17 protein-coding genes and 2 riboswitches are annotated in these 26,941 nt (G+C 58.0%); of the genes, 8 read left to right on the top strand and 9 right to left on the bottom strand.

Translation table 11 applies throughout. The annotated features are described in order from the left end of the window. Positions 1-41: 41 nt before the first annotated feature. From FHS83_RS02220 to FHS83_RS02195, 6 genes are all read right to left on the bottom strand, one after another. Entirely contained in the window at positions 42-2,816 is a 2,775-nt protein-coding gene (locus tag FHS83_RS02220; RefSeq protein ID WP_167080451.1) for a TonB-dependent receptor, read from the bottom strand. A gap of 159 nt (positions 2,817-2,975) precedes the next feature. Then, complete coding sequence (locus FHS83_RS02215) at positions 2,976-5,954, bottom strand: TonB-dependent receptor (RefSeq protein ID WP_167080449.1); 2,979 nt, start codon at positions 5,952-5,954, stop codon at positions 2,976-2,978. A gap of 34 nt (positions 5,955-5,988) precedes the next feature. After that, positions 5,989-6,915 (bottom strand): FecR family protein, encoded by a 927-nt coding sequence (locus FHS83_RS02210; RefSeq protein WP_167080447.1) that lies wholly within the window; start codon positions 6,913-6,915, stop codon positions 5,989-5,991. Continuing rightward, a complete protein-coding gene (locus FHS83_RS02205) occupies positions 6,912-7,394 on the bottom strand; it encodes a sigma-70 family RNA polymerase sigma factor (RefSeq protein WP_167080446.1) in 483 nt (160 codons plus the stop codon). Before FHS83_RS02205 ends, FHS83_RS02210 begins: the two co-directional genes overlap by 4 nt. A 145-nt stretch (positions 7,395-7,539) precedes the next feature. Next, entirely contained in the window at positions 7,540-8,262 is a 723-nt protein-coding gene (locus FHS83_RS02200) for a LytR/AlgR family response regulator transcription factor (protein ID WP_167080444.1), read from the bottom strand. Then, a complete protein-coding gene (locus tag FHS83_RS02195) occupies positions 8,259-9,353 on the bottom strand; it encodes a sensor histidine kinase (protein ID WP_243846248.1) in 1,095 nt (364 codons plus the stop codon). The genes FHS83_RS02200 and FHS83_RS02195 overlap by 4 nt, the downstream gene beginning before the upstream one ends. Positions 9,354-9,737: 384 nt before the next feature. On the opposite strand from FHS83_RS02195, the gene FHS83_RS02190 reads away from it, so the two are divergent. The 8 genes from FHS83_RS02190 to FHS83_RS02155 all read left to right on the top strand — a co-directional run bounded on the left by FHS83_RS02190 (position 9,738) and on the right by FHS83_RS02155 (position 24,125). Beyond that, complete coding sequence (locus tag FHS83_RS02190) at positions 9,738-12,650, top strand: TonB-dependent receptor (protein WP_167080441.1); 2,913 nt, start codon at positions 9,738-9,740, stop codon at positions 12,648-12,650. A gap of 224 nt (positions 12,651-12,874) precedes the next feature. Further along, the gene (locus FHS83_RS02185) at positions 12,875-13,894 is read left to right on the top strand and encodes a family 43 glycosylhydrolase (RefSeq protein WP_167080439.1); all 1,020 of its coding nucleotides are present in this window, start codon (positions 12,875-12,877) and stop codon (positions 13,892-13,894) included. A gap of 5 nt (positions 13,895-13,899) precedes the next feature. Continuing rightward, positions 13,900-15,261: an MFS transporter gene (locus FHS83_RS02180; RefSeq protein WP_167080437.1), complete on the top strand. Its 1,362-nt coding sequence runs from the start codon at positions 13,900-13,902 to the stop codon at positions 15,259-15,261. Then, positions 15,258-17,147: an alpha-L-arabinofuranosidase C-terminal domain-containing protein gene (locus FHS83_RS02175; protein ID WP_167080435.1), complete on the top strand. Its 1,890-nt coding sequence runs from the start codon at positions 15,258-15,260 to the stop codon at positions 17,145-17,147. The genes FHS83_RS02180 and FHS83_RS02175 overlap by 4 nt, the downstream gene beginning before the upstream one ends. A gap of 225 nt (positions 17,148-17,372) precedes the next feature. Further along, positions 17,373-19,001, top strand: a complete 1,629-nt coding sequence (locus FHS83_RS02170; RefSeq protein WP_167080434.1) for an ABC-F family ATP-binding cassette domain-containing protein — start codon at positions 17,373-17,375, stop codon at positions 18,999-19,001. Between the two features lie 128 nt (positions 19,002-19,129). Then, positions 19,130-20,269, top strand: a complete 1,140-nt coding sequence (locus FHS83_RS02165) for an efflux RND transporter periplasmic adaptor subunit (RefSeq protein ID WP_167080432.1) — start codon at positions 19,130-19,132, stop codon at positions 20,267-20,269. 19 nt (positions 20,270-20,288) lie between these two features. After that, positions 20,289-23,381 (top strand): multidrug efflux RND transporter permease subunit, encoded by a 3,093-nt coding sequence (locus FHS83_RS02160; RefSeq protein WP_167080430.1) that lies wholly within the window; start codon positions 20,289-20,291, stop codon positions 23,379-23,381. A gap of 78 nt (positions 23,382-23,459) precedes the next feature. Then, complete coding sequence (locus tag FHS83_RS02155) at positions 23,460-24,125, top strand: YiaD family glycine zipper/OmpA-like lipoprotein (RefSeq protein WP_167080428.1); 666 nt, start codon at positions 23,460-23,462, stop codon at positions 24,123-24,125. 3 nt (positions 24,126-24,128) lie between these two features. On the opposite strand, the gene FHS83_RS02150 is transcribed toward FHS83_RS02155, so the two are convergent. The 3 genes from FHS83_RS02150 to FHS83_RS02140 form a co-directional block, all read right to left on the bottom strand. Further along, the gene (locus FHS83_RS02150) at positions 24,129-25,190 is read right to left on the bottom strand and encodes an ATP-binding protein (protein WP_167080426.1); all 1,062 of its coding nucleotides are present in this window, start codon (positions 25,188-25,190) and stop codon (positions 24,129-24,131) included. A gap of 2 nt (positions 25,191-25,192) precedes the next feature. After that, on the bottom strand, positions 25,193-25,879 hold the full coding sequence (locus tag FHS83_RS02145) for a response regulator (RefSeq protein WP_167080424.1): 687 nt from the start codon (positions 25,877-25,879) through the stop codon (positions 25,193-25,195). Positions 25,880-26,022: 143 nt separating this feature from the next. Beyond that, on the bottom strand, positions 26,023-26,688 hold the full coding sequence (locus FHS83_RS02140; RefSeq protein WP_167080422.1) for a trimeric intracellular cation channel family protein: 666 nt from the start codon (positions 26,686-26,688) through the stop codon (positions 26,023-26,025). Positions 26,689-26,740: 52 nt separating this feature from the next. Continuing rightward, a riboswitch (glycine riboswitch) is annotated at positions 26,741-26,819 on the bottom strand. 3 nt (positions 26,820-26,822) lie between these two features. After that, positions 26,823-26,908: riboswitch (glycine riboswitch) on the bottom strand. Between the last annotated feature and the right edge of the window lie 33 nt (positions 26,909-26,941).

The following is a 26,941-nucleotide window of genomic DNA, read 5'->3' as shown; positions in this document are numbered from 1 at the left end:
GGATGTGAATCCCGCCCAAGTTCTAAGAGGGGTACGGAAAATCAGTTCTTGTACTTGATCGTGAAGAGGATGGTGCGGCCGGTATCGACCACATCCGACAGGGCCGAAGAATACTGGCCGACCTGGGCGCGATAGGATTCGGTATCCATCAGGTTGGAGACCGAGACGTCACCGCGCAGGGCATCGCTGATCTCATAGCCGACATGCAGATCGACGCGCTGCGTCGGCTGCACCCAGACATGATCCCAGCTGGCGCCTTTGCCGAGATAATCATAGCTGGCGACATAAGAGCCGGTGTAGTGCCACAGAAGGTCGAACTGCAGGCCGTCCTTTTCATAGAAGAGCTGCATGTTCGCAACGTTATCCGGCGCGTTCTGGACTGGTTCGCTGTTCAGGCCCGTCTTGGCGCCGAGGTCCACCTTGGTCCAGTTGTGGGTGAAGTTGCCGCCCAGGCCAAAGCCGCCCAGCCACCCCGAGACCTCATCCAGCTTCTGACGGAATTCCAGCTCGATGCCATAGATGTGGCCCGAGCCGCCATTCATCGGCTTGGTGAAGGTCACTGACGTATCGGCTGTATTACCCGTTGTGATGCTGGTGCCGTTCACGAAGTTAGTGCCGCTGTTATAGATGTAGTTCGACAGCTGCTTGGCGAAGGCCGAGGCCTGAAGATAGCCGCCATGCTCACTCGACCACTGGCCGGAGAGCTCGTAGTTGACGGATTCGATCGGCTTCAGGTCGGGATTGCCTTCCGTGATGCTGGTCGAGCCGTCCGCGTTGGTCTGCGTTCTGTTGTTCGCAGCCAGCTGAATGAAGGCGGGGCGTGTATAGCTCGTCCACACCGAGGCGCGATAGACGGCGCCATCTGCTGGGCGCCAGTTGAGGAAGAGGCTCGGGAGCACTTCATCATAGGACGTGTTGTTGGAGGTGAAACCGCCGCTTACCCAATTCGTCTTCTTGGTGGTCTTGTCGGTGACAAAATTGTCCTTCCAGAAGACGTTGTGGATTTCGCTATGCTCATAGCGCAGGCCCGGAATGGCCTCGACGTCGCCGAATTTTAGCGTCGCCATCGCGTAGGCAGAGGTAACCGTCTCACGGCCATTCTGCGTATCGCACGCACCGTAGCCATAACCGGCATAATTGCGGCCATCGCAGCTATCGATCACCGTCGGCTTGGATTGATAAAGCCCGATCAGCTTGGCCTGATTGATCTTCGGCACTGACCACGTGTACTTGCCGGGATAAGCCTGCGACCACATGCTGTCATAGATACCGAGATCGGAGAACATCACCGTAGAGAGCTGCGGCGTATTCCCGAAGTTCGGCGTTTCGGTATAGAGCGCGTCGACATGGCGCCAGCTGGTCGATTCCTTAAAGCCAAACTTGACCGACTGCAGCCATTCGTCATCCACCGCATAGCTGCCATCCAGAATGACGCCCGCCTTTTCCTGGCCGGAGTGCTGGAAGCTCATATCACCAGCGCGGCGGGCGGGGTTGGCGCCGAGATTGCCGAGGCGTGCCGCCATCGCCGGGGTCAGTGTGGCATAGGGGAAGGCGTCGGAATCATAGCTGATCAGACTCGTGCCGCCGTAAGCAAAGCCGTTGCCGCCCCCATCTTCATTCAATGGGCGGTTGGAGATTTCGACGTGGTTCGGGCGGTCGTTTTTGCCCCACGTGTAATAGACCTTGCCGTCGAGGCTCAACTTGCCCAGGCTGACATCAGTCCCGAGCTGCGCCGTGCCGAGATTGGCGTTTTCCGGGTTGGTTTCATACCAAAAGCGGGTCGAAACGTCGTTGATCAGCGGTTGATAAAGATCGGTGGTCCCGATCCGCACGCCGCTGGAGCCGCGCTTCACATTGGTCGCCAGAATCTGGCTGAAGGTGGTGTCCTGGCGGGTATGGGCGAAGGCATAAGACGCCTTGCCATAGACATGCACATTGCTGTTGACGTTCCAATCGGCCGCAACATTTCCGCCCCAGCGCACGGTGTAGCCGGAAGAGATGCCGACGCCAAAGCCGATCGAGGTGAGGTTCTTCGCCGGGTTCATGCCTGCGGGGCTATTGCCATCCGCGTCGGAAACCACGAAAGCCCACTGGCCGTCGCTGCCCGCTTCGGTCTTGCCCGCCAGCTCGCTGTTCACGAAATGGCGCTGATCGAAATAGGCGCTGGCATAAAGGCCGAATTGATTGGCGGCGCCGAATTTCTTGGAGCCATCGACCGAAGCGGAATAGCCCATGCCATCGGCTTTATAGTCGAAGGCGCGGGTTTCGGCGCGGCCACCCAGCGTAGCGCTGAAGGTCTGGTCAGCCGAGAAGTCAAACGCGGTGGGCGTGCGGAAATCAATCGAGCCGCCGATAAAGTCGAGTTCCTGATCGGCGCCACCGGTCTTGTTGACGACGATGGTCTGCAGGCCAGAGGGCGGCAACAGCGAAAGCTGTACTTCGCGGCTATAGGGCATACCCTGGGCGACGTCGACGCCATTGATCAGGTTGAGCGTGAACTCGGAGTTCATGCCGCGTACCTGGGCGAACATGCCTTCGCCGCGCGAGGCGCCGTCGATGCCGCCAAAGAAGGAATTGCCGGTGTTGGTGACGTTGATGCCGGGCAGAAGCTGCAGCGCTTCGGCGACGTTATGCACCGCGGTATGTTCGAGATCTTGCGATGACAGCACGCTGATCGTGGAATCCGCACGCAGCTGCAGCGCATCGGCGCTCTGGCGCGTGCCCACCACGCGCACGGTTTCGATGGTCTCGCTGCTCGTATCCGCGGTCTCGGCCATGGACGGCAGCACAAACAGCGCCGCCGCGCTACTCGCCATAAGAAGTGAACGCAGAGTTGTGCTTCGGTTTAACATATCTTCCCCATTTAAGCGCAAGCTGCCAGGACAGCAGCGCTTAAGGGACGATGTGGGGTGTCAAACACCTCAGCAAGAATGTTGCGAAATATTTGTGACGTCTCGCGCGCCGCGAGATGGCGTTTAAAGCGCGTATTTAAAGGTGAGAATGGCCGTGCGACCCGTTTCGGCAATATCGGAAATCGTCGTCGTGTGTTGGCCTACATGTGACCAATATGTGAAATCATCCAGCAGATTGGAAATAGAACCGTCCACGCGCAGCCCATTGCTTAGTGCATATCCAAGATGAAGATCCACGCGCTGCATTGGCTGGATCCATTCATGATCCCAGGATGCGTTCTGATGCAGAATGTCATAGCGCGAGACGTAAGCGCTGGAATAATGCCACAGCATATCGAACTGAATGCCGTCACGCTCATAGAAGAGCTGCACATTCGCCATCCCACTCGGCGCGTTTTGAATGCGCTCGTGATGCAGGGCCGTATTTGAGCCGAGATCGACTTGGGTCCAAAGGCGGGTGAAGTTCGCGCCCACGCCCAGGCCTGAAAGCCAGCCCTTGAATTCGGGAAACTCGCGACGGAATTCGATCTCCAGCCCATAGACATGGCCGTCACCGCCGTTCTGCGGCTGCACCCGTTGGGTCTCATCGCCCAAAGCAGGATTGACCAGCGTTGAACCGGAATTGTAGAGATAGTTTCTCAACGCCTTGGCAAAAAACGATGTCTGGATATAGGTGCCATCGGCCAGGCTCCACTGGGCCGAAACATCGCCGTTAAGGGCTTTGATCGGCTTCAAATCGGGATTGCCTGCAAGGATGCTGGTGCCGCTGTCATTGCGGGTGATGGTTTCGGCGCTCGCCAATTGCACAAAGGCCGGCTTGGTATAGCTCGTCCAGATCAAGGCGCGATAAGAGCCCGCCTCGTTTGGCCGCCAATTCACAAACAGGCTCGGCAGAAGCTCATCATACACCGTACGGCTGGAGGCGAAGCTGCCGCTGCTCCAATGTCCCGCTTTGTCATAGGCATCCTGCCAGAAGACATTCTTGATCTCTGTGTGTTCGAACCGCAGCCCGGGCTGAATTTCCAGGGTGTCGAGCTGCAGGTTGCCCATCACATACGTGGCCGAAACCGCCTCGCGCCCCTTTTGTGTATTGCAGATGCCGAGCAGGGCGGGGATGGCGCAGCTGTCGGAGCTTGCGGCTGTCACCCGGGCATGGAAAAGCTTGAACAGCGCGTCTTGATCGATCTTGGGCACCGACCAGCCATATTTTCCTGGATAGACCTCTCTCCAATTTTCCGTGTAAAGGCCGAGTGTCGAGAACTTGGTGCCATCGGTATAGATGGCGTTGGTGAAATCGGTGTTGTCGGTGCTGCGCCAGCTCTCCACATGCTTGCCGCCGAGCTTGATCCAGCCGCTTTCGCCGAGCGCGATTTGCGCATCCAGCATGCTGCCGAACTTATCCTGTCCTGAATGCTGAATGGTCAGCTGTCCGCCGCGCCGGACAAGATTGTCACCCACATGGCCGAGCCGGTCGAACATCGCTGGCGTCAGGGTGGGAACCGGAAAACCATCCGCATCGAATGTCGCGAGGGAGGATCCGCCATAAATAAAATCATTGTCGGGGCGCGCCGAAATCTCGATGTGATTGGGCCGGTCATTATTGCCCCAGCTGTAATAGAACTTGCCGAATACCGTGGCACGCCCGAGTGCACTTTGGCCGCCGATCTGCGCCGTGCCGAGGTCGGCCATTTCTGGATTGGTCTCATACCACAACCGGGTCGAGACCTTGCCGATTTTAGGTCGGTAGAACCCGTCGCTCGTGATAATGCCATTCACCCCCGTGGTGATGTCCGCACCCAGTATTTGGCTGAGGGTGGAGTTCTGCTCGGTATGCGCATAGGCATAGGTCACGCGCGTATAAAAGCTGGTAACTGCACTGGCATTCCAAACCAGAGACGCGCTGGTGCCATAGCGGGCGGTATAGCCGCTGGAAATGCCGACATTGAACCCCGTGGATTGCAGATTGCGCTCGGCATTATATCCGGCGGGATTTTTTCCGGCCCGATCGCCCGCCGCAAAGGCCCAGGCTTTGTCGCCGGTCAGCTCCATCAGCGCGCCCATTTCGCTATTGGCGAATTGGCGAATATCGTAATAGCCGCTGACATAGATGCCGAATTGGCTTTCCGCGCCGAATTTTTGCGAGGCTTCGGCGGAGGCCACACTGCCAATCCCGTTTTCGCCGTAATCCACCGCGCGGGTTTCGAGCCGTCCGCCCAAGGTCATCGAGAAACTGTGATCGCCCGCAAAGTCAAAGGCGGTGGGAGTGCGAAAATCAACTGCGCCGCCGATGAAATCCGATTGCATATCGGCTTGCGCGGTTTTGGAAACGACGATGGTCTGAAGCCCGAAGGGCGGCAGCAGTGAAAGCTGCACCTCGCGGCTATAGGGCATGCCTTGCGCCACATCCACGCCGTTGATCATGTTCAGCGTGTATTCAGAATTCATGCCACGCACCTGGGCGAACATGCCTTCCCCGCGCGAGGCGCCATCGATGCCGCCGAAAAAGGAATTGCCGGTATTGGTGACATTGATGCCTGGCAGAAGCTGCAAGGCCTCCGCCGCATTGTGAACCGCAGTATGTTCGAGATCGGCAGTCGAAAGCGCGCTGACCGGCGCGATGGCCTTGAATTGCAGCGCGTCGGCGCTTTCCCGCGTAGCAACCACGCGCACGATTTCGACCGGCTCTAAGGCCTCATGCAAAGTTACTGCGGGGACGACTGGTTTGGCTTTCGGCGGGCGGCGGACGACCAAGTTTCCTGCCGTATCCGCCACCACCTCCAGCGGGGTTTGCGCAATCAACTGGGATACCGCTTGCTCGGCTGTGAGATTGCCCTGAATGGCGGGCGCTTTCAGCCCTTCCACGGTATCGGGCGTAAAGAGAACGCCGCGCCCTGTCAGGCGCGCGACCTCTGTCAAGGCAGCGCCCAGCGACGCGGCCGGAATCTGTAACGATACGGTTTGTGCGTCGGCCGCGGCGCAGAACGCGCTCAACCCGGCCACGGCCACGATCAGCGCAGGAAATTGTCTGATCCGGCCGCGCATACACTCCCCTTTTCTCGACGCACTGCGCTGGAATTCAGAGCGTAGAGGTAATTTCGAAGCCGTCCCCGCGGGCTTGCGCACGCACGGGAAGGAGTAGCGTAAGTGTGTGTAAGAATTCTGCGGCCTTGCCCGCCCCGTACGCGCCGCTGATTTTTAATTGTGCCGCTTTCGCATCACTGATCGTGAGCTTGACAGGGCTATAGCGGTTCATCTCCCGCACGGCGTCGCTGAGCGTTGTTTGATCGAAAACCAAAATGCCTCGCTGCCAAGCGGTTATCGCCTCTTGCGCGGGCCGGTCGATGACGAGCTTTCCATAAGGCATAGGCGCGCGCAGATAATCACCTGGGCGCAACTTCACGTTGTCGCCATTGGCGGTTTGCACGGCAGCATCGTTCTGCTGCAGATAGACGAAGATCGCGTCCTCCCCGCGGAAGACATCGAAATGGCCGCGATGCGAGGTAACGGAAATGTCGCCGATCCGCACCACCAGCGCGCTTTCGCGCGCGTTTGTCACATCGAAATGCGCCCGGCCGCAGCCAAGGCTGGCGGTGCGCGAGATCTTATCGCAGCTGGCAGAGACCTCGCTCGCCGTGTCGAGCAAGAGGGCTGAACCGTCGGGCAGGGTGAAGCGCTTCTGTTCACCGATCGCGGTCTTGAAAACCTTGGCTTCCGCGGGCTCTGCGCGCAAAAGGAAATAGGCCGCCAGACTCGCCGCAATCGCGCCCCCGGCAAACTCGCGCCGCCCGATCATCGCATGGCGCGGCCTGCGCTTCGCCGGTACCATACCCAGCACATCCCAGGCCGCACACACAGCTTCATAGGCCGCGGCGTGGCGCGGGCTCTGTGCCGCCCAGCGGAAGAACTCCGCCTCAATCTCAGGGCTCACCGCGCTGGCGCGCAGGCGGGCAAACCATTCTGAAGCTTCAAGCCGGAGTTGTTTATCAGTGTGGGCAGATGTCATTCCATGGCCTGTGTCAGCACCGCCATGGCCTTTGCGATATGCTTTTCGACTGCGCTTGGGGTGATCTTCAATTTTGCTGCGATCTCGGAGTAGGTCAGCCCCTCGAACCGGTGCATCATCAGGATTTCGCTGGTGCGCGGGTTCAAGCGGTTCAATTCCGAGGATATGCGAAATAGTGATTGGCGATGAGCGATGGCCTCATCTTGTGCCGGGGATTTCTCGCAGCTGCGCTCGTCCGAGATGGTGTCCAGGCATTCCAGACGCCTTCGCTGCTCGCGCCGGTGCTCGTCTATACCGAGATTGACGGCGGTGCGGATCAGGAAGGCATTGATATTGCCGATTTTAGTGTCGGGCTTGCGATCGCGATAGCGGATATAGGCGGAGTGCAGAAGATCCTCGGCATCGCTGCGATTGGATAATCTGGCAACGCGGCGCACCAGATTGCGCCATTCGCTCCCATCCCACCCCAACTCATTCATGCATCGGACTTCGGTCACGGCATTCCCAACAGAACCTAGTTCGCGTGGGCCTCGCTTAGATCAAGGATTTACTTCAATCTTGTGACGGATGTGGTCTTGCAACTGAGAGTTTATGCCGCTCTTTTCCGGGAATGCAGGCTGTAGCCTAGGCCATGAAACGCTCGCGGAACTGGCGCGCACTGCGGCGGCTCATCAGCAAAGGGGCTTCAATGTTTCTCAGATACACGGCAAACCCGCCGGACTCGTGCTTTTCCAGCCGTTCGACATGTTCGCAATTGACGATGGCTGAGCGCTGGATGCGATAGAAGCTGTCGGGCGGCAATTCCTGCTCCCATTCTTTCATCGATTTCAGAACAATCCCGATTGAACCGCCATCCACCACAACTCTGGTGTAATCGCCCTCGGCGTGGATGTAGTCGATGGTGGCGATTTTGACGAAGCGAGCCTGACGGCCGACCGTAAGAAGAATCGAGTCCGACATCTTCAGACCTACTGCGGGTGCTTCAAGCCGAATGCGATGCAGGAAGCGATCGAGTGCCGCTGCAAGGCGCTGAGGGCGAACTGGCTTGGTCAAATAGTCCAGTGCGTTCACTTCAAAGGCTCTCAGCGCGAATTCCTCATACGCCGTGACGAAAACAACCCAAGCCTCGACAGGAATACGCTCAAACAACTCGAAGCCGGACGCACCGGACATCTGGACATCTAGAAAGATGAGTTCTGGCCGCGATGCCTGTATGCGCTCGACGGCTTCATCTACCGAAGCCGCTTGTCCCACGATGTCGATTTGGGGGTGATCACGTAAAAGGTATTCGAGTTCGTTGCGCGCGATGCGTTCGTCATCAACGATCAAGGCGGTATGGCGTGTCATGCCTGTGTCTCTGTCGCTGTCAGCAGAAGTTCAATTTCGGCAGTGACCCATCCATCCTTTTCTTCCAATCGGAAGTTATGCCGGGCGGGGAAGGCAAGTTCGAGTCGCTCGGTGATGTTCTTAAGTCCTATGCCGGTGTCTTCATATGAATGGTCATGCTTGGGTACGAGCTGGCCGGAATTTGAAACTCGGATATTCAGCGTCTGATCTCTCCGGGTGATCTCGATCCTGAGCTTAAGCGGCATGACCCCGGTCTTCATGCCATGCTTGACCGCGTTCTCGACCAGCGGATGGATGAGAAAGCTGGGCAGCGCGACGGAGAGGGCGGAAGGATCCGCCTGCATTTCTGCATCGAGTTGATGCTCAAAACGCGTCCGCTGGATGGCGAGATAGTTTTCGATCGCCTCGAGTTCATCTCCCACAGTGCCTTCGCTGGCACGACCATCGAGAGAATAGCGAAGGAAGTCGGCGAGTTCTGAGACCATGCGGCGTGAGCGCTGTGGATCTTCCAATATCAATCCGCGGATCGCGTTGAGGGTATTGAATAGAAAATGCGGGTTGAGCTGATAGCGCAGCATACGAAGCTGTGCTTGGTGCGCCAGGCTCTTAGCCTCTCGTGCGTTCTCGCGTTCCAGAGCTGCTTGGCGCCAATAATCTAGGCCGAAAGCGACGCAGGAAACGAGAAATAGCGTCGTTCCACTTGCCAGCCCGCCCTGGAATGTTAGCGAGATCCAGCTCATCGGCACTCCAATCCAATGTGGCAAGCCGAGCAGCTTGATGACGAAATGCGCGATGGTGATCCAGAGTGCCCCGCCGACAAAGCATAATATCGGTGGCGCGATATACAGCCAGGGCTTTGCAGCTCTTCCGAAGAGCCGCGCGTAGATCAAGCATATCGCGATATTGGTGATGCAGGCGCTGCCGTTATAAAGAAATTCCCAGGCAGCAATGTCTAATGCCTGTGCAGCAGGTGCACGGCTTATCCAATCGATGCCGTTTGAGACTGCAATTAAGAGATAAGCGGCGACAATCACCGTGATCATCAGGCGCAGATTGTGTTTGTTCAAATCGGACGAACCTGTCTGGTGCATGGTCACGTTTTCTCCGGCGTAATTTTCCTAGCCGGGTGCTGTTTCGTGGAAGCTCAATGCTGTCGCTTAAACCGGTAACGCTACCATTATCGTCTTCTTTGCTGGCGGCGAGAAGTGGGCAATGGGCTGCACCAATTGGCTCTCGAATGATTTGAGATTATGCGCGGTGATGCGTTGAGACAACAGTTCTCGACTTTCAGTAAACCTTGCGAGAGCATTTTCGATAAGCGGTCGATGTAATCGATAAGCGGTCGTTTGCGGCGCTTGATCGTGCAGCGCAGCAAGAAACTCTCGTTGCATTTGCGCCGAACGCGTCAGAAAGTGGGCGCACATATATTGTCTGAGTATTCATTCAGACAGAAAAAATATGAGCAGGGAGGGAATATGCTCGGGAAGAAACTTCTGGTTTGTTCGGTTTCCGCAGTGGCGCTGATGTCAGGCGCTGCGATGGCGCAGTCCGAGCAGATGGAAACCATCGTCGTCACCGGCATCCGGGCGACAATTGCCCAAGGTCTGGATGTGAAGCGCGAGTCGACGCAGGTCGTTGAATCGGTGATCGCGGAAGATATCGGCAAACTGCCTGACAACAACATTGTCGAGGCGTTGCAGCGCTTATCCGGCGTTCAGGTGACCAACCGCGGCGGTGGTCAGGTCGGCTCCATCTACATTCGTGGTCTTGGCGATATTGAAACCACCTGGAACGGGCGCAAGCTTTTCACGTCATCGGGCCAGTATTTCTCGATGCAGGATATGCCCGCGACCTTGGTGCGCGGATTGGATGTCTATAAGACCCGTGAATCGAACCAGATCGAAAGCGGTATCGCTGGTCAGCTCAATGTCTCATCCTATCGGCCTTTCGACTTCGAGGGCTTTAAGCTCACGGGTGCCGCCACTGGAACCTATGAGGAAAAGCGCGGTGCCTTTGACCCCAATCTTGGCCTGTTGGTGAGCAATCGCTGGAAGACCTCGATTGGCGATGTCGGTGTTCTCGCCAATGTGAGCTGGTCGGTGGTGCGGTTCCGCGATGAGAGCTCCACGCCTGGCGCCTTGGTGCCATTCTCCGTAGAAGGTCCTGCCAGCAGCTTGGCTCCAGGCAGCGGACCAGCCAACACTTGCGTCGACAATAGCGTCAAGCCACCAATTGAGCATTCAAATCCCAACGGCTGGACTCCGCTCGAACGAATTTTTAATGGCGACTGCCGTGCTCCTGGCCAGACGTTGTGGCAGCCCGGCCTCCCGGGCGGGCTTTCTGAGAAGCCCGGCTCGACTTTGATGATAAACGGCGCGGCGGTCCCTTATTACCTGGCTCGCGATGCCGTTTTCCAGAGCGACTTCACCGGCAAACGCACGCGCCCGAACGCCAATCTAGCTATTCAGTGGGCGCCGAGCGAGCATTCCACCTACACGCTCGAAGTCATGTACAATGGCTTCCGCAATGAGACCTACAATAACCTGCTGTTTAGTTTCGTAGACTGGTGGGGCGATTTCGCGGGGGCAAAGCCGGCAATTCCGCCCGCCAGCAGCGTCACGCTGTTCAGCGGTACCAACGTCATGAAGACGCGCCATGTCGGTAACGTCTACGATTTCAACAGCGGCGATCTGACGGTTTCCAAGACCAACAGCTATGTCTACGGCCTCAACGGAAAATGGGAGCTGACGGATCGCTTAAGCGCGACCGGCGATATCTCTTATCAAGCAAGCCAGTATAATACCGTTTTCACCGCGATGCGAATCGAGCGTACTGCGCCGGAAATCAATGTCGATTTCAACTCCGGTGGCGGCATTATGGCGTTCAATTTCGGCTCGACCCAAAATCGTCTGACAGATCCGAGCTTCTGGAATACCGCACAGCTCTACGACAATGCCAATCATACTAAGGGTGAGGCCTATACGCTGTCCTTCGACGGCAAATACGATACCAAAGGGATTCTCGGCATCGTCAAAGACATCAAGTTTGGCTTCCGGCATGATAACCGCAACGCCGCGGAGTCCTACCGTCAGGCCAGCGGCTACTTAAATCAGCCGTTCACCTCCGTGGATAAGGCGGCCTATCACTACAACAGCGGCTTCTTTGATGATGTGGCGGATGTGCCTCATTCATGGATCAATGTCGATGGCCGCTGGGTCTATGACAATATCGGCAAGCTGCGCACCCAATATGGCAACGATCTGACGAATGCGCGTCTGCATGAGATGTTCCAGACCTTTAAGATCACCGAAATGAACACCGCGGTGTATCTGGAAACGGATCTTCAGCAAGATGTCTTTGGTCGTCCGCTGACCATGAATGCCGGTATGCGTTGGGTCCAGGTCAAGGACAACATGACCTTCTATGACCACACCGACTTCATCGCCAATGGCACCCATAACGCGACCGAGGGAAGCAACTATGCGGCCAAATGGCTGCCGAGCGTCGCGCTGGCCTATGAACCGACCGACGACATCAAGATCAGGGCCAATTACGGCGAAACCCTGCGCCGTCCTGGCTTCACCGATCTCAACCCCACTTATATCCTGAATGCGGATGTGACCAAGGTTGGATACGCCACAGGTTCGCGCGGTAACCCAGATTTGAAGCCGGTGCATGCCAAGAACATCGACCTGACCGCCGAATGGTACTTCGCGCCGTCGAGCGCCATTTACGGAACGGTGTTCCGGCGTGACCTCGACAACATCATTGTGACGCAGAATGTCGCGAAAGTGTTCGCGGGCGATGCCATCAAGAAGCAGTACAACACCAACAACTTCATCATCGTCGAGCCGATGAACGCCTCCAAGGGCAACCTCAAGGGTGTTGAACTCGGGGCTGTTTACTTCCCCGACTTCCTGCCGTCCTTCCTGGAAGGTTTTGGCGCGCAGGGCAGCATGACTATCCTTAGCTCGTCGCAGAACACACCTGTGACGGACTCCACCACCGGCAACATCACCTCTTATCTTGTTGAGCCGATGTGGGGCGTGTCACCGCTTTCCTACAATCTTACGGCCATCTACGAGAGAGATGATGTCGGCGCCCGCCTATCCTATGTCTGGCGTTCGAAATTCCACTACTCCAACGAGGCCGCGTCCTTCGCTAATCCGTTGGGTATTTGGCGCCGGGCGGAATCCAGCCTGGATTTCCAGATCAGCTATAAGGCCTGGGACGGCGTGATGGTCACCTTCGATGGTACCAATCTGCTAAATGGCAAGCAGAAGCAATACTATCATGGCGCCGGTCAGGGCGATCCCGAAGTGACGAACTTCGGCACTGCGCTCTTCAGCCGGACTTTCGCGATCGGGCTTCGCTATTCGACGAACTGATGGCTAGCCCGGCTGCGTAACGCGGCCGGGCTCTTTTTTCCGTCGGGTCATGGCGGACGCGGCTGAAGCAGTCCTCCCTGTGCGCAGCCCCGATCATGGGAGCTTAGGTGTCCCGCTTAAGGCGGCAATTCGGTCCGACTGAAATCGACCGGTTGTCGCCCATTTTTTCACGAAGATCTGCTCCGAGGCAGGTCGAACATTCATCGATGTGTCGGATGACAGTCATGAGCGTAAACAACACCCTCGCCATCATCGTTGTGATGTTTCTGGGCGGCATTTCCTCCGCAGCGGCCTTGCCCGAGGTCGATATTCACGATCCCGCGCTCATCAAGGATGGCAAACGTCTTTATCTTTACAGCACGGGGCCTGGCATTACGTTTTACAGCTCAAATGATCGTGTCCATTGGAGCGGGCAGGGGCGGGTCTTTGCTGGCGAGCCGGTTTGGGCGCGCAGTGTTTCCGCCTCGTTCAACGGTCATGTCTGGGCCCCTGATGTCAGCTATGCGGGCGGCAAATACTACCTCTATTATACGGTTTCCGGCTTTGGAAAAAATGACTCCGCCATTGGCGTAGCAGTCAATAAGACGCTCGACCCTGCGTCGCCGGATTACAGATGGGAAGATAAAGGCATCGTCCTGCGCTCTGTTGCCGGTCGCGATGACTGGAATGCGATTGATGCCAATGTCATCGACGATGCAAGCGGCACGCCTTGGATGGCGTTTGGCTCCTTCTGGTCCGGCATCAAGCTTGTGAAGCTCAATCCCGATCGCATACACGTAGCCGAGCCCCAGGAATGGCACAGCATCGCGGCGCGGCCGCGCGGTGGTGCTGATGCGAGAGCGCCGGGCGATGGTGCCGTGGAAGGCCCGTTTCTCTATCGCAAGGGCGATTTCTACTACCTTTTTGTCTCGACCGGATATTGCTGCCGCGGCAAGGCCTCGACCTATCGTGTCGCTGTCGGGCGCTCCAAAACAATCACCGGGCCTTATCTCGATAAGGATGGCGTCGACATGGTCAAGGGTGGCGGCACACCGCTTCTCTCCGAAAATCCCAAATGGGCCGGATGGGGCGGGCAGGGCGTCTATAACCTGGATGGAAAGGATGTTGTTGTGATGCATGCCTATGAGGCGGCCGACAACAACTTTCATCGCCTGAAGATACTTCCCATTTCCTGGGATGCCACCGGCTGGCCAGCGGTCGATGGGGCCGCCCTAGATCGCTTTCACACCACGCTCAAGAATTGACCCCCATGAAAAGCTCCAAACTCTCCTTGGTTGAGAAAGTCGGTTTCGGTGCCGGCGATGCGGCGGTGAACATCGTCTGGTCATCGCTCGCCATCATCATCACCTTCTTTTACACCGACGTATATCGTCTCAACGTTGCCCATATCGCCTTGTTGGGCCTCCTGCCGCGGTTGATCGATGCCTTCGCCGATGTGGCTATGGGTATCTTCACCGACGGGCGCACGACGCGCTGGGGTCGCTACCGCCCCTATCTTTTTGCTTTCGCTGTGCCCTTCGGCGTCTCGATCATGCTGGTCTTCACCACGCCGGATTTTTCCTACACCGGCAAATTGATCTGGGCCTATGCCACCTACATTTTGATGATGCTCGTTTTCACCTGCATCACTATTCCATATATATCGCTGCCCGCGGTGCTGACCGATGATCCGCAGCAACGGCTCTCGGCCAATGGCTATCGCCTGTTCTTTGCCAAGGGCGCGTCTCTCCTGGTCAACACCTTCGTACCGGTTTTTGCAGCGCGCTGGGGAGAAGCCCATCTTGCCCAAGGCTATCAGGTCGCGATGGCGATCATGGCTGCGGCGGCAACCCTGATGTTCTTTTTCTGCTTCTTTACCACCACCGAGCGCGTGGTACACAAAAGCGAGCGCAAGCCTCTCGGCGAGCAGTTGAGGCTACTCGCCAGCAACAGCCAATGGCTGTGTCTCGCCGGGGCCTGTGTCACTGGCACGATTGGTTATGTCATCCGCGGCTCGGTCGGGCTCTATTACGCTAAATATTTTCTCGGTGGCGATGCCAAGCTCCAAGCCGCGTTCATCACGGTCGGTATTATCGGCAATATCCTTGCCATGGTGGCGTCCACTTGGCTGACCAAGGCTGTGTGCAAGGTTCAGGTCTTCCGCTGGTCTCAGATCATCACCTTCGCGTTAAGTATCGCGATGTATCTGATGGTTGGGCCTGGGGCGGTGGTCCCGGCCTTTGTGATGTATTTCCTGATCAACTTCATCGTCGATTTCCAGGCACCGGTATTCTGGTCGCTAATTTCGGAGAGCGTTGATTACGGGCAAGTGAAGCAAGGCAAACGGGTAGCCGGGTTGGCTTTTGGCGGGATTTCCTTCTGCCAAAAGATGGGTATGAGCCTCGCGGCGGGTATGGTCGGCCTGCTTCTGACCTACTATCATTATCAGCCTGATGTGGTGCAAAGTGCCGCTACGCTGAACGGAATCGCGCTTATGCTAACGGTCATTCCCGGTGTATTTCACCTCGGCATGGGGCTTTTGATGTTCCGCTATTTCATCACAGACAGCTACTACAACACCAACGTCCGCCACCAAGTCAGCCAAGAAACGCCCAGCCAGGAAATGTCATGACAAGAACCATCACCATCCATGCGGACAAGCCCGGCGCCGCGATTAGCCACGAAATGTGGGGGCTGTTCTTCGAAGATATCAATTTCGGTGCTGACGGCGGGCTCTATGCAGAACTCGTCAAGAACCGCTGCTTCTCTTTTCCAAAACCGATGACCGGTTGGGAGAAAATTTCGCCCAGCAAGGCGCGCGGCGAATGTTCGGTTATGAACCACGAGCCCTTCTCGGCAGTGCATCCCCATTTTCTGCGCCTCACCTCGCAAGGGGGCGATGTTTTCGGCGTTGCCAATGAAGGCTTTCGCGGCATCGGCGTGAAGGCTGGCGAGGCCTATGACCTCACCCTGCGTTTGCGCTGCACCTCCGGAACGCCGGCCTTGCGGGTTGCGCTCTATGGCGAGAACGGCTTGTTGTTGGAACAGATTAAGCTGGAAAAGCTGCCGTCGGCGTGGGAAGAGCGCAAAGCCGTTCTTCGTCCCACAGCAACCGATGCAAAGTCGAAGCTTTACATCCTGGTGGATGGCGTCGGCACGATCGATATAGATCTGGTCTCGCTCTTTCCGCAAAATACCTGGAAGGGCCGTCCCGGTGGTCTTCGGGCCGACATGGTGCAGGCTCTGGCCGACATCAAGCCGGGTTTCTTACGCTTTCCGGGCGGCTGCATTGTGGAAGGTAGCGAGCTCGACAAGCGTTATCCTTGGAAGGCGACCATCGCGCCGGTGCTGGAGCGCCCGCTGCTGATCAATCGCTGGAACTACGAATTCCTGCACCGCCCGGCCCCAGACTATTACCAGTCCTTTGGCCTTGGATTTTATGAGTATTTCCTGCTCTGCGAGGATATCGGCGCGGCGCCACTGCCGATCATAAATTGCGGCATGGCTTGCCAGTTCAATTCGGGCGAACTGGCCCCGATGAATGAAATCGACCGTTACGTCCAAGACGCGCTCGATCTCGTAGAGTTCGCCAATGGTCCTGTAGAGACCGAATGGGGTGGCAAGCGCGCTGCGATGGGCCATCCCGCGCCCTTCAACCTGACCATGATGGGGATTGGCAACGAGCAGTGGGGCCCGCAATATATCGAGCGCCTGACGGTTTTCTTGAAGGCGTTCCGGGCCAAATATCCCAAGATCCGTTTGATTGCTTCCACCGGCCCGGAACCGGCGGACGAGCGCTTCAAATACCTCTGGCCAAAGCTTAGCGCCCTTGGGGTCGATATCGTCGATGAGCATTGCTATGCGCGTCCGCCATGGTTCTTTGAGAACGCTCACCGCTTTGACAACTATGATCGGAAAGGGCCGAAGGTATTGTTCGGCGAATATGCCGCGCAAAGCGAAAAGCCGGTTAGCCCCAACAATGTGAACGATCTCGAATGCGCGCTGGCTGAAGCCGCGTTCATGACAGGTCTTGAGCGTAACGCCGATGTCGTGGCGATGGCGGCCTATGCACCCTTGTTTGCGCATCGCGAGGCTTGGCAATGGTCGCCCGATCTCATCTGGGTGGACAACCTCAGTCTAGTGCGGACGCCGAACTATTATGTCCAGCAACTTTTCAGCACCAATCGCGGTGATGTGGTGCTGCCCACCAAGCTAAGCGACGCCGGAGATGGCCGTGTTTTTGCCAGCGCGGTGCGCGAGACCAAGAGTGGAGATGTGATCGTGAAGATCGTGCATCCCGGAGAAACCGTCGAGTTCACCACCATTGCCCTGAATGGCGCTTCAGCAGTTCTGGCGAGCACCATCGTGCTGTCGGGCGAGAACTTGGCGGTGCACAACAGCTTCGAGGAGCCTAATGCGGTTGTGCCGCGCCATGCTGCGGTCACGGCGAGCGGGAACTCCGTCGATGTGCGCCTCGAGCCCCGCTCCATGACGGTGTTGCGTATCAAGACGGCCTGATAGGGCCAGAACCGCAACACAGGTATGAGGTGGCGAGTGCCGTGTTCGCGGTGCTCGCCATTTTCCTTTCGCGGTAGCGCCAAGCCGCCGAAATCTTGCTTCCCCCTATCGTTCATGTTACCTGGAGCACTAGAGCTCGCAACTATGTATTTGAAATTTCTGAGTAATTTCAAAAGGTGGGTCGAGTGGGAATGATTTCTACCCTTTTTGAGTTGCACGGACCCTATGATTCGCCTCGATAACATCTCCAAGCAGAACGGCCACCAGATCCTCTTCATCGAAGCCTCGATGGGCATTCAGAAGGGCGAGAAGGTGGGCCTCGTCGGGCCGAATGGCGCCGGTAAGACGACGCTCTTCCGCATGATCGCGGGCGAGAACCGCCCTGACGACGGCCAAGTCTCGATCGATCCCGGCACGACCATTGGCTATTTCAGTCAGGATGTCGGTGAGATGAAAGGCCAAACCGCGGTTGCTGCCGTGATGGATGGTGTCGGTCCGGTCAGCGCGCTCGCCGCCGAAATGGCCGAGCTCGAGGCCGCTATGGTCGATCCTGATCGCATGGACGAGATGGAAGCCTTGATCGAGCGCTATGGCGAGGTGCAGCACCGCTTCGAAGAGCTGGACGGCTACGCGCTGGAAGCACGTGCGCGCGAAGTGCTGGCGGGTTTGAGCTTCAGCCAGGAGCGCATGGACGGCGATGTCGGCGCGCTTTCAGGCGGCTGGAAAATGCGCGTGGCGCTTGCCCGTATTCTCCTGATGCGCCCCAGCGCCATGCTGCTAGACGAACCCTCCAACCACTTGGATCTTGAAAGCCTGATCTGGCTGGAAGATTTCCTTAAGAATTACGAAGGCGCGCTGCTGATGACCTCGCATGACCGTGCTTTCATGAACCGCATCGTCAGTAAGATTGTCGAAATCGATGGCGGTACGCTCACTACCTACTCGGGCAATTACGATTTCTATGAGCAGCAGCGCGCCCTCTCCGAAGAGCAGCGTCAGGCGCAATTCGAACGCCAGCAGGCCATGCTCGCCAAGGAAATCAAGTTTATCGAGCGCTTCAAGGCGCGTGCCTCTCATGCTGCACAAGTGCAAAGCCGGGTGAAGAAGCTTGATAAGATCGAACGGGTGGAGCCGCCTCGTCGCCGTCAGGCCGTACAATTCGAATTCAAGAGTCCGCCGCGCTCCGGTGATGATGTGGCGAGCTTCAAGGGCGTACACAAATCCTATGGCAGCCAGTCCATCTATACTGGGCTCGATTTCATGGTCCGCCGCAAGGAGCGCTGGTGCATTTTGGGGGCAAACGGTGCGGGCAAGTCCACGCTGTTGAAACTCGCCGCTGGTGCCATCACGCCGGATCAAGGCAGCGTCACCATCGGCAGCTCTGTGAAGATGGGCTATTTTGCCCAGCACGCCATGGACCTCTTGGACGGTGACGACACCGTGTTTGAATCTCTGGAAGAAAGCTTTCCTACTGCGGGGCAGGGCGTGCTGCGCAATCTCGCGGGTTGTTTCGGCTTCTCAGGTGATGACGTCGAAAAGCCCTGCCGCGTTTTGTCGGGCGGCGAGAAGGCACGTCTCGTGATGGCGAAAATGCTGTTTGATCCGCCGAACTTTCTGGTGCTTGACGAACCGACCAACCATCTCGATATGGCGACCAAGGAGATGCTGGTAGCGGCGCTGGCTGAATTTGAAGGCACCATGCTTTTCGTCTCGCATGATCGCCACTTTTTGGCAAAGCTGTCCAACCGCGTGCTGGAGCTGACGCCGGAAGGCATCCATCAATATAATGGTGGTTATACCGAATATGTTGCCCGCACCGGCCAGGAAGCGCCAGGGCTGCACCCCGGTCATTAAGAGCTAGTTTACCAAAATCGAGGTGGCTGGGTCAGAAAGCTGGTCTCATCCACCAATCCTCCACATAGCCTTGGCAGTCGCCCGACACGCGTACCCGAGATAGCAGGCTCGCAAGTTAAGGAGCCGCTATGCTGCGTGTACCGGCAAAGTTAAAGATCGGCGTGGGCTTGGCCACTTTTGTCCTCGCCTTCACCGTGATGGGGTGTGGCAGCGATACTCAAACGCCGCCGCCCCAAGTTGCGGTCGTCGTGCTGAAGCCGCAAAAGGTGGAGGTCACGGAGGATTTTCCGGGCCGCGTGAATGCTGTGCGCGTCGCGGAAATCCGCGCCCAGGTCGGTGGTATTGTTCAGCGCCGTCTTTTCGAGCAGGGCGCAGAGGTGAAAGCCAACCAGCCGCTCTATCAGATCAACGCGGCGCCGTTCCGGGCCGATGCCGATGTCGCCTCAGCCGCCCTAAAGCGCGCAGAAGCGGAGCTCTCCAAGGCCGCTGACCAAGCTGCGCGCATGGAAAGGCTGCTTCAGGCCAATGCCATCAGCGCACAGGCTCATGACGAGGCGGTGGCCGCCCGCAAGCAGGCGCTCGCCGATGTCGCGCAAACGCGGGCCACCCTGCAGCGCCGTCAGCTCGATCTTAAATTCGCCACCGTAGATGCGCCGATCGATGGCCGCATTGATCAGGCCATGATTACTGAGGGCGCGCTGGTCGGGCCGTCCGATGCAACGCCGATGGCGCGCATTCAGCAGATCGACAAAGTTTATGTCGATATCCGCGTGCCCACCTCTTCGGCGCAAGCCTTGCGGCGCACGACCACGGATGGCAAGGCCGGTGGCGCCGCTGCCGCCATTCTGCGTGACAATGGCGAGCCCTATCCCATTTCCGGGCAGATTCTATTTTCGGGCATCAGCGTGGATGCGGGAACGGGCGATGTTCTCCTGCGCATTCTTGCGGACAACAAGGATCATGCCTTTTTGCCGGGCATGTTCGTGCGGGCGCGGCTGCCTGTGGCAAGTTACGCCAACGCCTTGCTGGTGCCCCAGCAAGCAGTCACCTTCACGAGCGGCAAGACTTTTGTCTGGGTGATCGATGCCAAGAACAGCGCCCATCAGCTCAGCGTGCGTATCGGCGAGCTGGCGGACAATAGTTATCGCATCGTCTCCGGTCTCAAGCCGGGGGACAAAGTGGTGGTCGAGGGCGGTGAACGCCTCAGCGATGGTCTCGCGGTGGTGCCGCAGATCTGGGCCGTGAAAACGGCGTCTGCTCAGCACTGAATTTCAAGAGGTATCGCCCGTGTCGCGGTTTTTCATCGAACGCCCGGTTTTCGCTTGGGTGGTTGCCATCTTTATTGTGCTGGCGGGGCTGATCGCCATCCCGCAATTGCCCATTGCGCGCTACCCCTCCGTGGCGCCGCCCAGCGTGAGCATTACGGCCAGCTACCCTGGCGCCTCGCCGCAAACCATGAACGACTCCGTGGTGAGCTTGATCGAGCGCGAATTATCAGGCGTCAAAAATCTACTCTACTTCTCCTCCTCCGCGGATACATCGGGCTCGGCCTCTATCACGGCCACGTTCAAGCCCGGCACTGATCCTCAGATGGCGCAGGTTGATGTCCAGAACCGCCTCAAGGCGGTGGAAGCGCGCCTGCCGCAAACCGTGCGCCAGAATGGCTTGCAGGTGGAATCGGCCAGTTCCAGCTTTTTGCTGATGGTCGATCTTATCTCTCAGGATGGCCGGTATGACGAAGTCGCCTTGAGCGATTACATGGCGCGCAACCTGCTTGAGGAGCTGCGCCGTGTGGACGGCGTCGGGCGCGTTCAGCTTTTCGGTTCAGAGCAGGCGATGCGCATTTGGGTCGACCCGATCAAGCTCGTCTCTTTTGGCTTGTCGATGAGCGATCTCACCGCCGCCATCAGCCAGCAGAATATCCTGATCGCGCCTGGACGGATCGGTGATGAGCCGGCCCGCAAAGGTCAGCGGGTGAGTGTGCCTTTGACGGTGCAGGGCCAGCTCTCCAAGCCTGAACAGTTTGCGGCCATCGTGCTGCGCGCCAATGCAAACGGTTCGAAGGTGGTGCTGGGCGATGTCGCGCGGGTGGAGCTTGGTTCGCAATCCTATGGCTTTGTCACGCGCGAGAATGGCAAACCGTCCACCTCCGCCGCAGTGCAGCTCTCCCCGGGCGCCAATGCCGTGAAAACGGCGGAGGCGTTGGAAAAGCGCTTGGCTGAACTTGCCCCGTCCATTCCTCCGGGCATGAAATACGCGATCAGCTATAACACCGCGCCCTTCGTCAAGATCTCCATCGAGAAGGTGCTGCACACGCTACTTGAGGCGATGGTGCTGGTGTTCCTGGTGATGTACCTGTTCTTGCAGGATGTGCGCTATACCCTCATCCCTGCCATCGTGGTGCCCATCGCGCTGCTTGGCACATTCGCGGTCATGCTTGCGGCAGGATTTTCCATCAATGTACTCACCATGTTCGGCATGGTGCTGGCAATCGGCATTATTGTCGACGATGCCATTGTGGTGGTGGAAAATGTCGAGCGCCTGATGGCACAGGAAGGCCTTTCGCCCAAAGAGGCGACCATCAAGGCGATGCAGGAAATCTCCGGTGCCATCATCGGCATCACCCTGGTTCTGACCGCCGTGTTTATTCCGATGGCGCTGGCGACCGGAACGGTCGGGATCATCTATCAGCAATTCGCGCTGGCCATGGTGGTGTCCATCCTGTTTTCGGCCTTCCTGGCGCTCAGCCTGTCGCCAGCGCTTTGCGCTACGCTGCTGAAGCCGGTCAGCCATGGCGGGCATGGCAAGAATGCCTTCTTCCGCTGGTTCAATCATAAATTCGATTTGCTCACCCAGGGCTATCAAAAGCGCACCGCCGCCGTGATTAAGAAATCCGCGCGGATGATGACGATTTTTGCCGCGATTTCCGCGCTCTTGGGTGTTGCGCTCTACTTTCTGCCGTCATCCTTCTTGCCGGATGAGGATCAGGGCTACTTCATGACCTCCATTCAGCTTCCTGCCGAGGCAACTCAGCAGCGCACCCTGGAAACGGTGAAGGCTTATGAAAAACACGCCGCCACCCGCCCGGGCGTTGGCACCACCATTTCGATTCTCGGCTTTTCCTTCTCCGGCTCCGGCCCCAACACGGCCATGATCTTCACCACCTTGAAGGATTGGGGCGAGCGCCACGGCGCAACCGCGCAAAAGGAAGTAGCCGCGGCCACCGCTGCCATGTCCAACGCGACGGAAGGCGAAATCATGAGTCTTTTACCGCCGGCGATCGATGAACTCGGCACCTCGTCGGGCTTCAGTGTTTATCTGCAAGATCGCGGCAATCATGGCTATGCTGCGCTCAAAGCGGTGCAGGACAAGCTTCTGGAACTCACCGCAGGTAACAGCAAGCTTGCTTATGTCTATGGCGACAGTCTCGCCCCTGGCAGCAGCATTCACCTGACCATTGACCGGCAGAAGGCCGAAGCTTTGGGTGTTCCCTTCGCTGCGATCAGCGATACGCTGTCCATTGCCATGGGTTCGCTCTATGTCAACGACTTCCCCAATAACGGCCGCATGCAACAGGTCATTGTGCAGGCCGATACGGGGTCGCGTATGCAGATCGATGATGTGCTGAAGCTTTATGTCCGCAACAACGCGGGCGGCATGGTGGCCTTGCGCGAGGTCGTCAGCCCGGTGCACACCTCTATGCCGCGGCAGCTGCAGCACTACCAGGGTCTGCCCGCCATGCATATTTCCGGATTTGCCTATCCCTGGATATCCAGCGGCGCGGCCATGGCAGAGCTGGAGAAGCTCTCAACGCAATTGCCGCCCGGTTTCTCGCTGGCCTGGACAGGGCAATCCTTTGAAGAGCGTCAATCGGTGGCGCAAGCGCCGCTTTTGATGGCGCTGTCTATTCTGGTGGTGTTTCTGGTGCTGGCCGCCCTCTATGAAAGCTGGTCCATTCCGCTTTCCGTGATGCTGGTAGTGCCGTTGGGCCTGGTGGGTGCTGTATCGGCGGTGCTGTTGCGCGGCATGCCCAATGACGTCTTCTTCAAGGTCGGCATGATCACCATCATCGGCTTGTCTGCCAAGAATGCGATCTTGATCGTGGAGTTTGCCCGCCAGCTCTGGCAGCAGGGCCAAAGCCTTGCCGAGGCCGCGATTAATGCAGCACGGCTGCGCCTGCGCCCGATCTTGATGACCTCTCTGGCCTTTGCCTTGGGGGTGCTGCCGCTGGTCTTTGCATCCGGGGCGAGCGCTGAAACCCAGCATGCGATTGGAACGGGTGTCTTCGGCGGGATGGTCAGCGCCACGGCCCTGGCTATATTCTTCGTGCCGGTATTCTTTGTCTTCGTGCTGGGACGCTTCAAAGTTTCGCGAAAGTGAACGTCTCGCGTTTTTAAAACCCGGCTTGAAACCCGCCGCGGCGCATCACACATTAAGTTGCTGATTGGAGATGTTCTGATGAAGAAATTCGCCCTTCTCCTGGCCGCAAGCTCGCTCTTTCTGGCCGGGTGCCAAACGCAGAACGCCTATACGGATGAGGAGCAGACCTCGAACAGCACTAAGGGGGCGGTCATCGGCGGGGTCGCCGGGGCGCTCATCGGGGCGCTCGCCAATACCGGGGGCAAAACCAGCCAGACCGCGTTGATCGGCGGTGCCGTGGGCGCGCTGGCGGGCGGTCTTGTCGGCAAATATATGGACGATCAGGAAACGGAGCTGCGCCAGCGCTTGCGTGCCAGCGGGGTCAGCGTGCGCCGTGATGGCGATGATATCGTGCTGGTCATGCGCAACGACATTCTTTTCGACGTCAATTCCAGTGATCTTGATCCCGATGCCATTCACACCATCGCCGCCGTGGCCGAGGTGCTGCGCCATTACGACAAGACGCTGATCGATGTGGACGGCTTTACCGATACGACCGGCAGCTACGACTATAATATGGGGTTGTCGCGCAGCCGCGCGGTGACGGTCGCCAGGGTTCTGGCCGATAACGGCGTGGCCTCGGCGCGCATTTCTCCGCGCGGCTTTGGCGAGACGGAGCTTGCGGTTCCCACGGGCGATAACGTGAACGAACCGCGCAATCGTCGCGTCGAAATCCGCATCGTTCCGCACCGCGGTAATAGCTGAACGCTAGGCCTTTATGGGGAACAGCATCTCGAACACAGCGCCGCCGCGTTCCGAGGTGCGATACCTTGCCTTGCCGCCATGCGCTTTGGCGATGGCATCGACCACCGAGAGGCCAAGGCCTGAGCCGCCAAAGCTGCGCGAGCGCGAGCCGTCCGCGCGGGCAAAGGGGGTGAAAGCCTGTTTGGCAAATTCCGGCGGCAGCCCTGGCCCGCTATCTTCGACCCGGATGGTCGCATAGGAGCCAAGCTTGGACATGGCGATCACCACTGTGCCAGGATTGGCGTAGCGCCGCACGTTGTCGAGTAGTGCGAGCAAGGCCTGCCGAGTCCGTACTGGGTCTAGCGCTACGGCCATCTCGGAAAGATCTAGCGAGAGGGTAAAACCTGCTTCCACCAAATTGGGTTGCACCAGATCGGCCACGATCCTGATTTGCTCCGCAAGCGCGACTTGCTCGATTTGCAATTCCATGCGGCCGCTAGCGGCGAGTGTCACCAGCCTGAGATCGTCCACAAGTCGCGAAAGGCCATCCACCTGATGGAGCAGATTTCGTATGGTTTTTTCATCGGGTGCGAAAACGCCATCGTGGATGCCTTGTAACCGTCCCCGCAAGATCGTCAGTGGTGTGCGAAGTTCATGCGCGATGGCGGCATTCCACGCCGTCATGTCGGCGGTCATGTCCTGAAGCTTCTGCGCCATGGTGTTGAAGTCGGCCACCAGATTGGCGGTCTCGCCGAGGGAATGGTCACCTGGCTCCGCGCGCGCTGTCAAATCGCCTGCAGTGATGCGCCGGGCGCTTTCCGCAAGTGAATTGAGCGGCACCAATATCCGAACCGCGAGCTTCAGCGAGACCAGGAATGAAATGCCCAGCGCGATTGCTACCAACATGGCAAGTGTTGCCAGATCGGTTACATCGGGCAGCGGGTCGTCCATATTTATGAGCTGCGGGAAATACGAAAATATAATGACGTAGGTCGCGTACCCGCCCCAAAACACGATCATGGCGACGAGGACGCTGACAGTCGTCATCGACACCAATATCTGCCGGCTTAGGCCTTTGCGCCACATAGTCACCCCGAAATGAGACGATACCCAACCCCGCGCACGCCGGAGAGCATGTTCGCGGCTCCGGCGGCATCAAGCTTCTTGCGCAAATTGCTGACATGGCTGTCGACGGTCCGGTCCAACGCATCGCCGCCGGGAAGACATGCATCCACTAGCTCGCCGCGCGAAAAGACTTTGCTGGGCATGCGCGCCATATGCGCCAGAATGCGAAATTCCGTCAGCGTTAGCTGCAACGTGGAGGTGTCGCTGCCCTGATTGACCTGTACCACATAGCTATCAAGATCGATGGTGACGGGCCCCACCCGTAGCAGACCGCCGAACCTTGCAGCGCTCGCGCGCCTAAGCACCGCCTTAGCACGGGCTACCACTTCGATGGGGTTGAACGGTTTGACCACGTAATCGTCGGCGCCGATCCGCAGGCCCTGCAAGCGATCTATATCCTTATCGAGCGCGGTGATCATTATCACGGGCGTATTTCCACGCCGGCGGATTTCCGCGATCACCTCCCATCCGTCCATTTGGGGCATCTTCACGTCCAGGAGCACGATATCGGGCTTCAGAGCGAGATGCAGGTCGAGGGCGATCTTGCCGTCGGCGGCATTGACCGTTCGAAATCCCTCGCGTTCGAAATAGGCGGATAGAATCTCGCCGATTTCTTTATCGTCTTCCGCAATCAGAACCAGATCACTCATGGCTTCAGTACTTGATGGCTGCCTCTGGTGCATGCCACGGCGCAGCGAAGAGATCGAGATGGCCACAGCCTGCTTGCACGAGGTCTCGACTATACCTCCATATTCGAACAACTCAAGATTGGGCGTAGACTACCGCACAACGCTCAAGGCGTGCGCTGGAAGCCTGGAAGCTTCCATTGCCAAGTAATGGCCCCCGCGCGCAGCCCAAATCCAGCGCCAAAAGCGATGATGCCGCATAAAATGGGATCCAGCGCGGTCGCTCGCAAGATCACGAATGTCGCGGCGGTGGCAAGAGCGGCGGTGATATAGACTTCCCGCTGCAACAGTGCGGAAGGGGTCTCCGCGAAGATATCACGCAAGATGCCGCCAAAGGCAGCGGTGATTGCGCCCATAGCTACAGCGACGAGTGGGGCCACGCCCGCATCCAACGCTTTCCATGCGCCCAGCACCGCATATCCGGCGAGCCCCACTGCATCCAGCCAGATAAGCGCGCTGGAGCGCCACAAGCGATGGCCCAATAGCCAAACCAGTGTGGCTCCGATGATGCACACCAGCAAATATCCGCTCGTGTGGATCCAGAATACCGGTGCACCTATGATAATATCGCGCAGCGTGCCGCCTCCAATGCCGGTGACAAGAGCGAAAACCGCGAATGCGATGAAGTCGTGGCGGTTCCTTGCGGCGGCAAGTGCCCCGGTCATAGCGAAAACAGCCACCCCCGCATAGTCGAGCGCCATCAGTACGCCTTTGGCGCTTCCAAGCCAGGGAAGGGCGGCGCCTGCGCGAGAAAAGGCGAAGATTTGATCCATTTATAAGGTCCTCATGGCAAGCGTTTTGGCACCCGCAATTCCGCGGCGCCCCACCTGTCATGGAACCTGAGAGTTTCGTCCGCGCACGGACTACCCCTTCGGTGGATGCCTTTCCGCATCGCTCTTCAGATCGTCCTGGCGATACGGTCCTTTTGCCTGAGAGTTTCCGGGGCGGTTGCTCCTTCGGCGCCGGTGTCCCGGTCTCTCCCGTATCGTCATAACGGACGCGACGGCTTATGCACGGATCGCCGGG

The organism is Rhizomicrobium palustre (genome assembly GCF_011761565.1).
GTDB lineage: Bacteria > Pseudomonadota > Alphaproteobacteria > Micropepsales > Micropepsaceae > Rhizomicrobium > Rhizomicrobium palustre.
This window is presented reverse-complemented; position numbering and strand designations above follow the sequence as displayed.

Excerpts from the sequence above, each read along its gene's own strand:
- FHS83_RS02220 (WP_167080451.1), bottom strand. The coding sequence starts at position 2,816 with ATGGCGAGTAGCGCGGCGGCGCTGTTTGTGCTGCCGTCCATGGCCGAG.
- FHS83_RS02215 (WP_167080449.1), bottom strand. The coding sequence starts at position 5,954 with ATGCGCGGCCGGATCAGACAATTTCCTGCGCTGATCGTGGCCGTGGCC.
- FHS83_RS02210 (WP_167080447.1), bottom strand. The coding sequence starts at position 6,915 with ATGACATCTGCCCACACTGATAAACAACTCCGGCTTGAAGCTTCAGAA.
- FHS83_RS02205 (WP_167080446.1), bottom strand. The coding sequence starts at position 7,394 with ATGAATGAGTTGGGGTGGGATGGGAGCGAATGGCGCAATCTGGTGCGC.
- FHS83_RS02200 (WP_167080444.1), bottom strand. The coding sequence starts at position 8,262 with ATGACACGCCATACCGCCTTGATCGTTGATGACGAACGCATCGCGCGC.
- FHS83_RS02195 (WP_243846248.1), bottom strand. The coding sequence starts at position 9,353 with ATGCACCAGACAGGTTCGTCCGATTTGAACAAACACAATCTGCGCCTG.
- FHS83_RS02190 (WP_167080441.1), top strand. The coding sequence starts at position 9,738 with ATGCTCGGGAAGAAACTTCTGGTTTGTTCGGTTTCCGCAGTGGCGCTG.
- FHS83_RS02185 (WP_167080439.1), top strand. The coding sequence starts at position 12,875 with ATGAGCGTAAACAACACCCTCGCCATCATCGTTGTGATGTTTCTGGGC.
- FHS83_RS02180 (WP_167080437.1), top strand. The coding sequence starts at position 13,900 with ATGAAAAGCTCCAAACTCTCCTTGGTTGAGAAAGTCGGTTTCGGTGCC.
- FHS83_RS02175 (WP_167080435.1), top strand. The coding sequence starts at position 15,258 with ATGACAAGAACCATCACCATCCATGCGGACAAGCCCGGCGCCGCGATT.
- FHS83_RS02170 (WP_167080434.1), top strand. The coding sequence starts at position 17,373 with ATGATTCGCCTCGATAACATCTCCAAGCAGAACGGCCACCAGATCCTC.
- FHS83_RS02165 (WP_167080432.1), top strand. The coding sequence starts at position 19,130 with ATGCTGCGTGTACCGGCAAAGTTAAAGATCGGCGTGGGCTTGGCCACT.
- FHS83_RS02155 (WP_167080428.1), top strand. The coding sequence starts at position 23,460 with ATGAAGAAATTCGCCCTTCTCCTGGCCGCAAGCTCGCTCTTTCTGGCC.
- FHS83_RS02150 (WP_167080426.1), bottom strand. The coding sequence starts at position 25,190 with ATGTGGCGCAAAGGCCTAAGCCGGCAGATATTGGTGTCGATGACGACT.
- FHS83_RS02145 (WP_167080424.1), bottom strand. The coding sequence starts at position 25,879 with ATGAGTGATCTGGTTCTGATTGCGGAAGACGATAAAGAAATCGGCGAG.
- FHS83_RS02140 (WP_167080422.1), bottom strand. The coding sequence starts at position 26,688 with ATGGATCAAATCTTCGCCTTTTCTCGCGCAGGCGCCGCCCTTCCCTGG.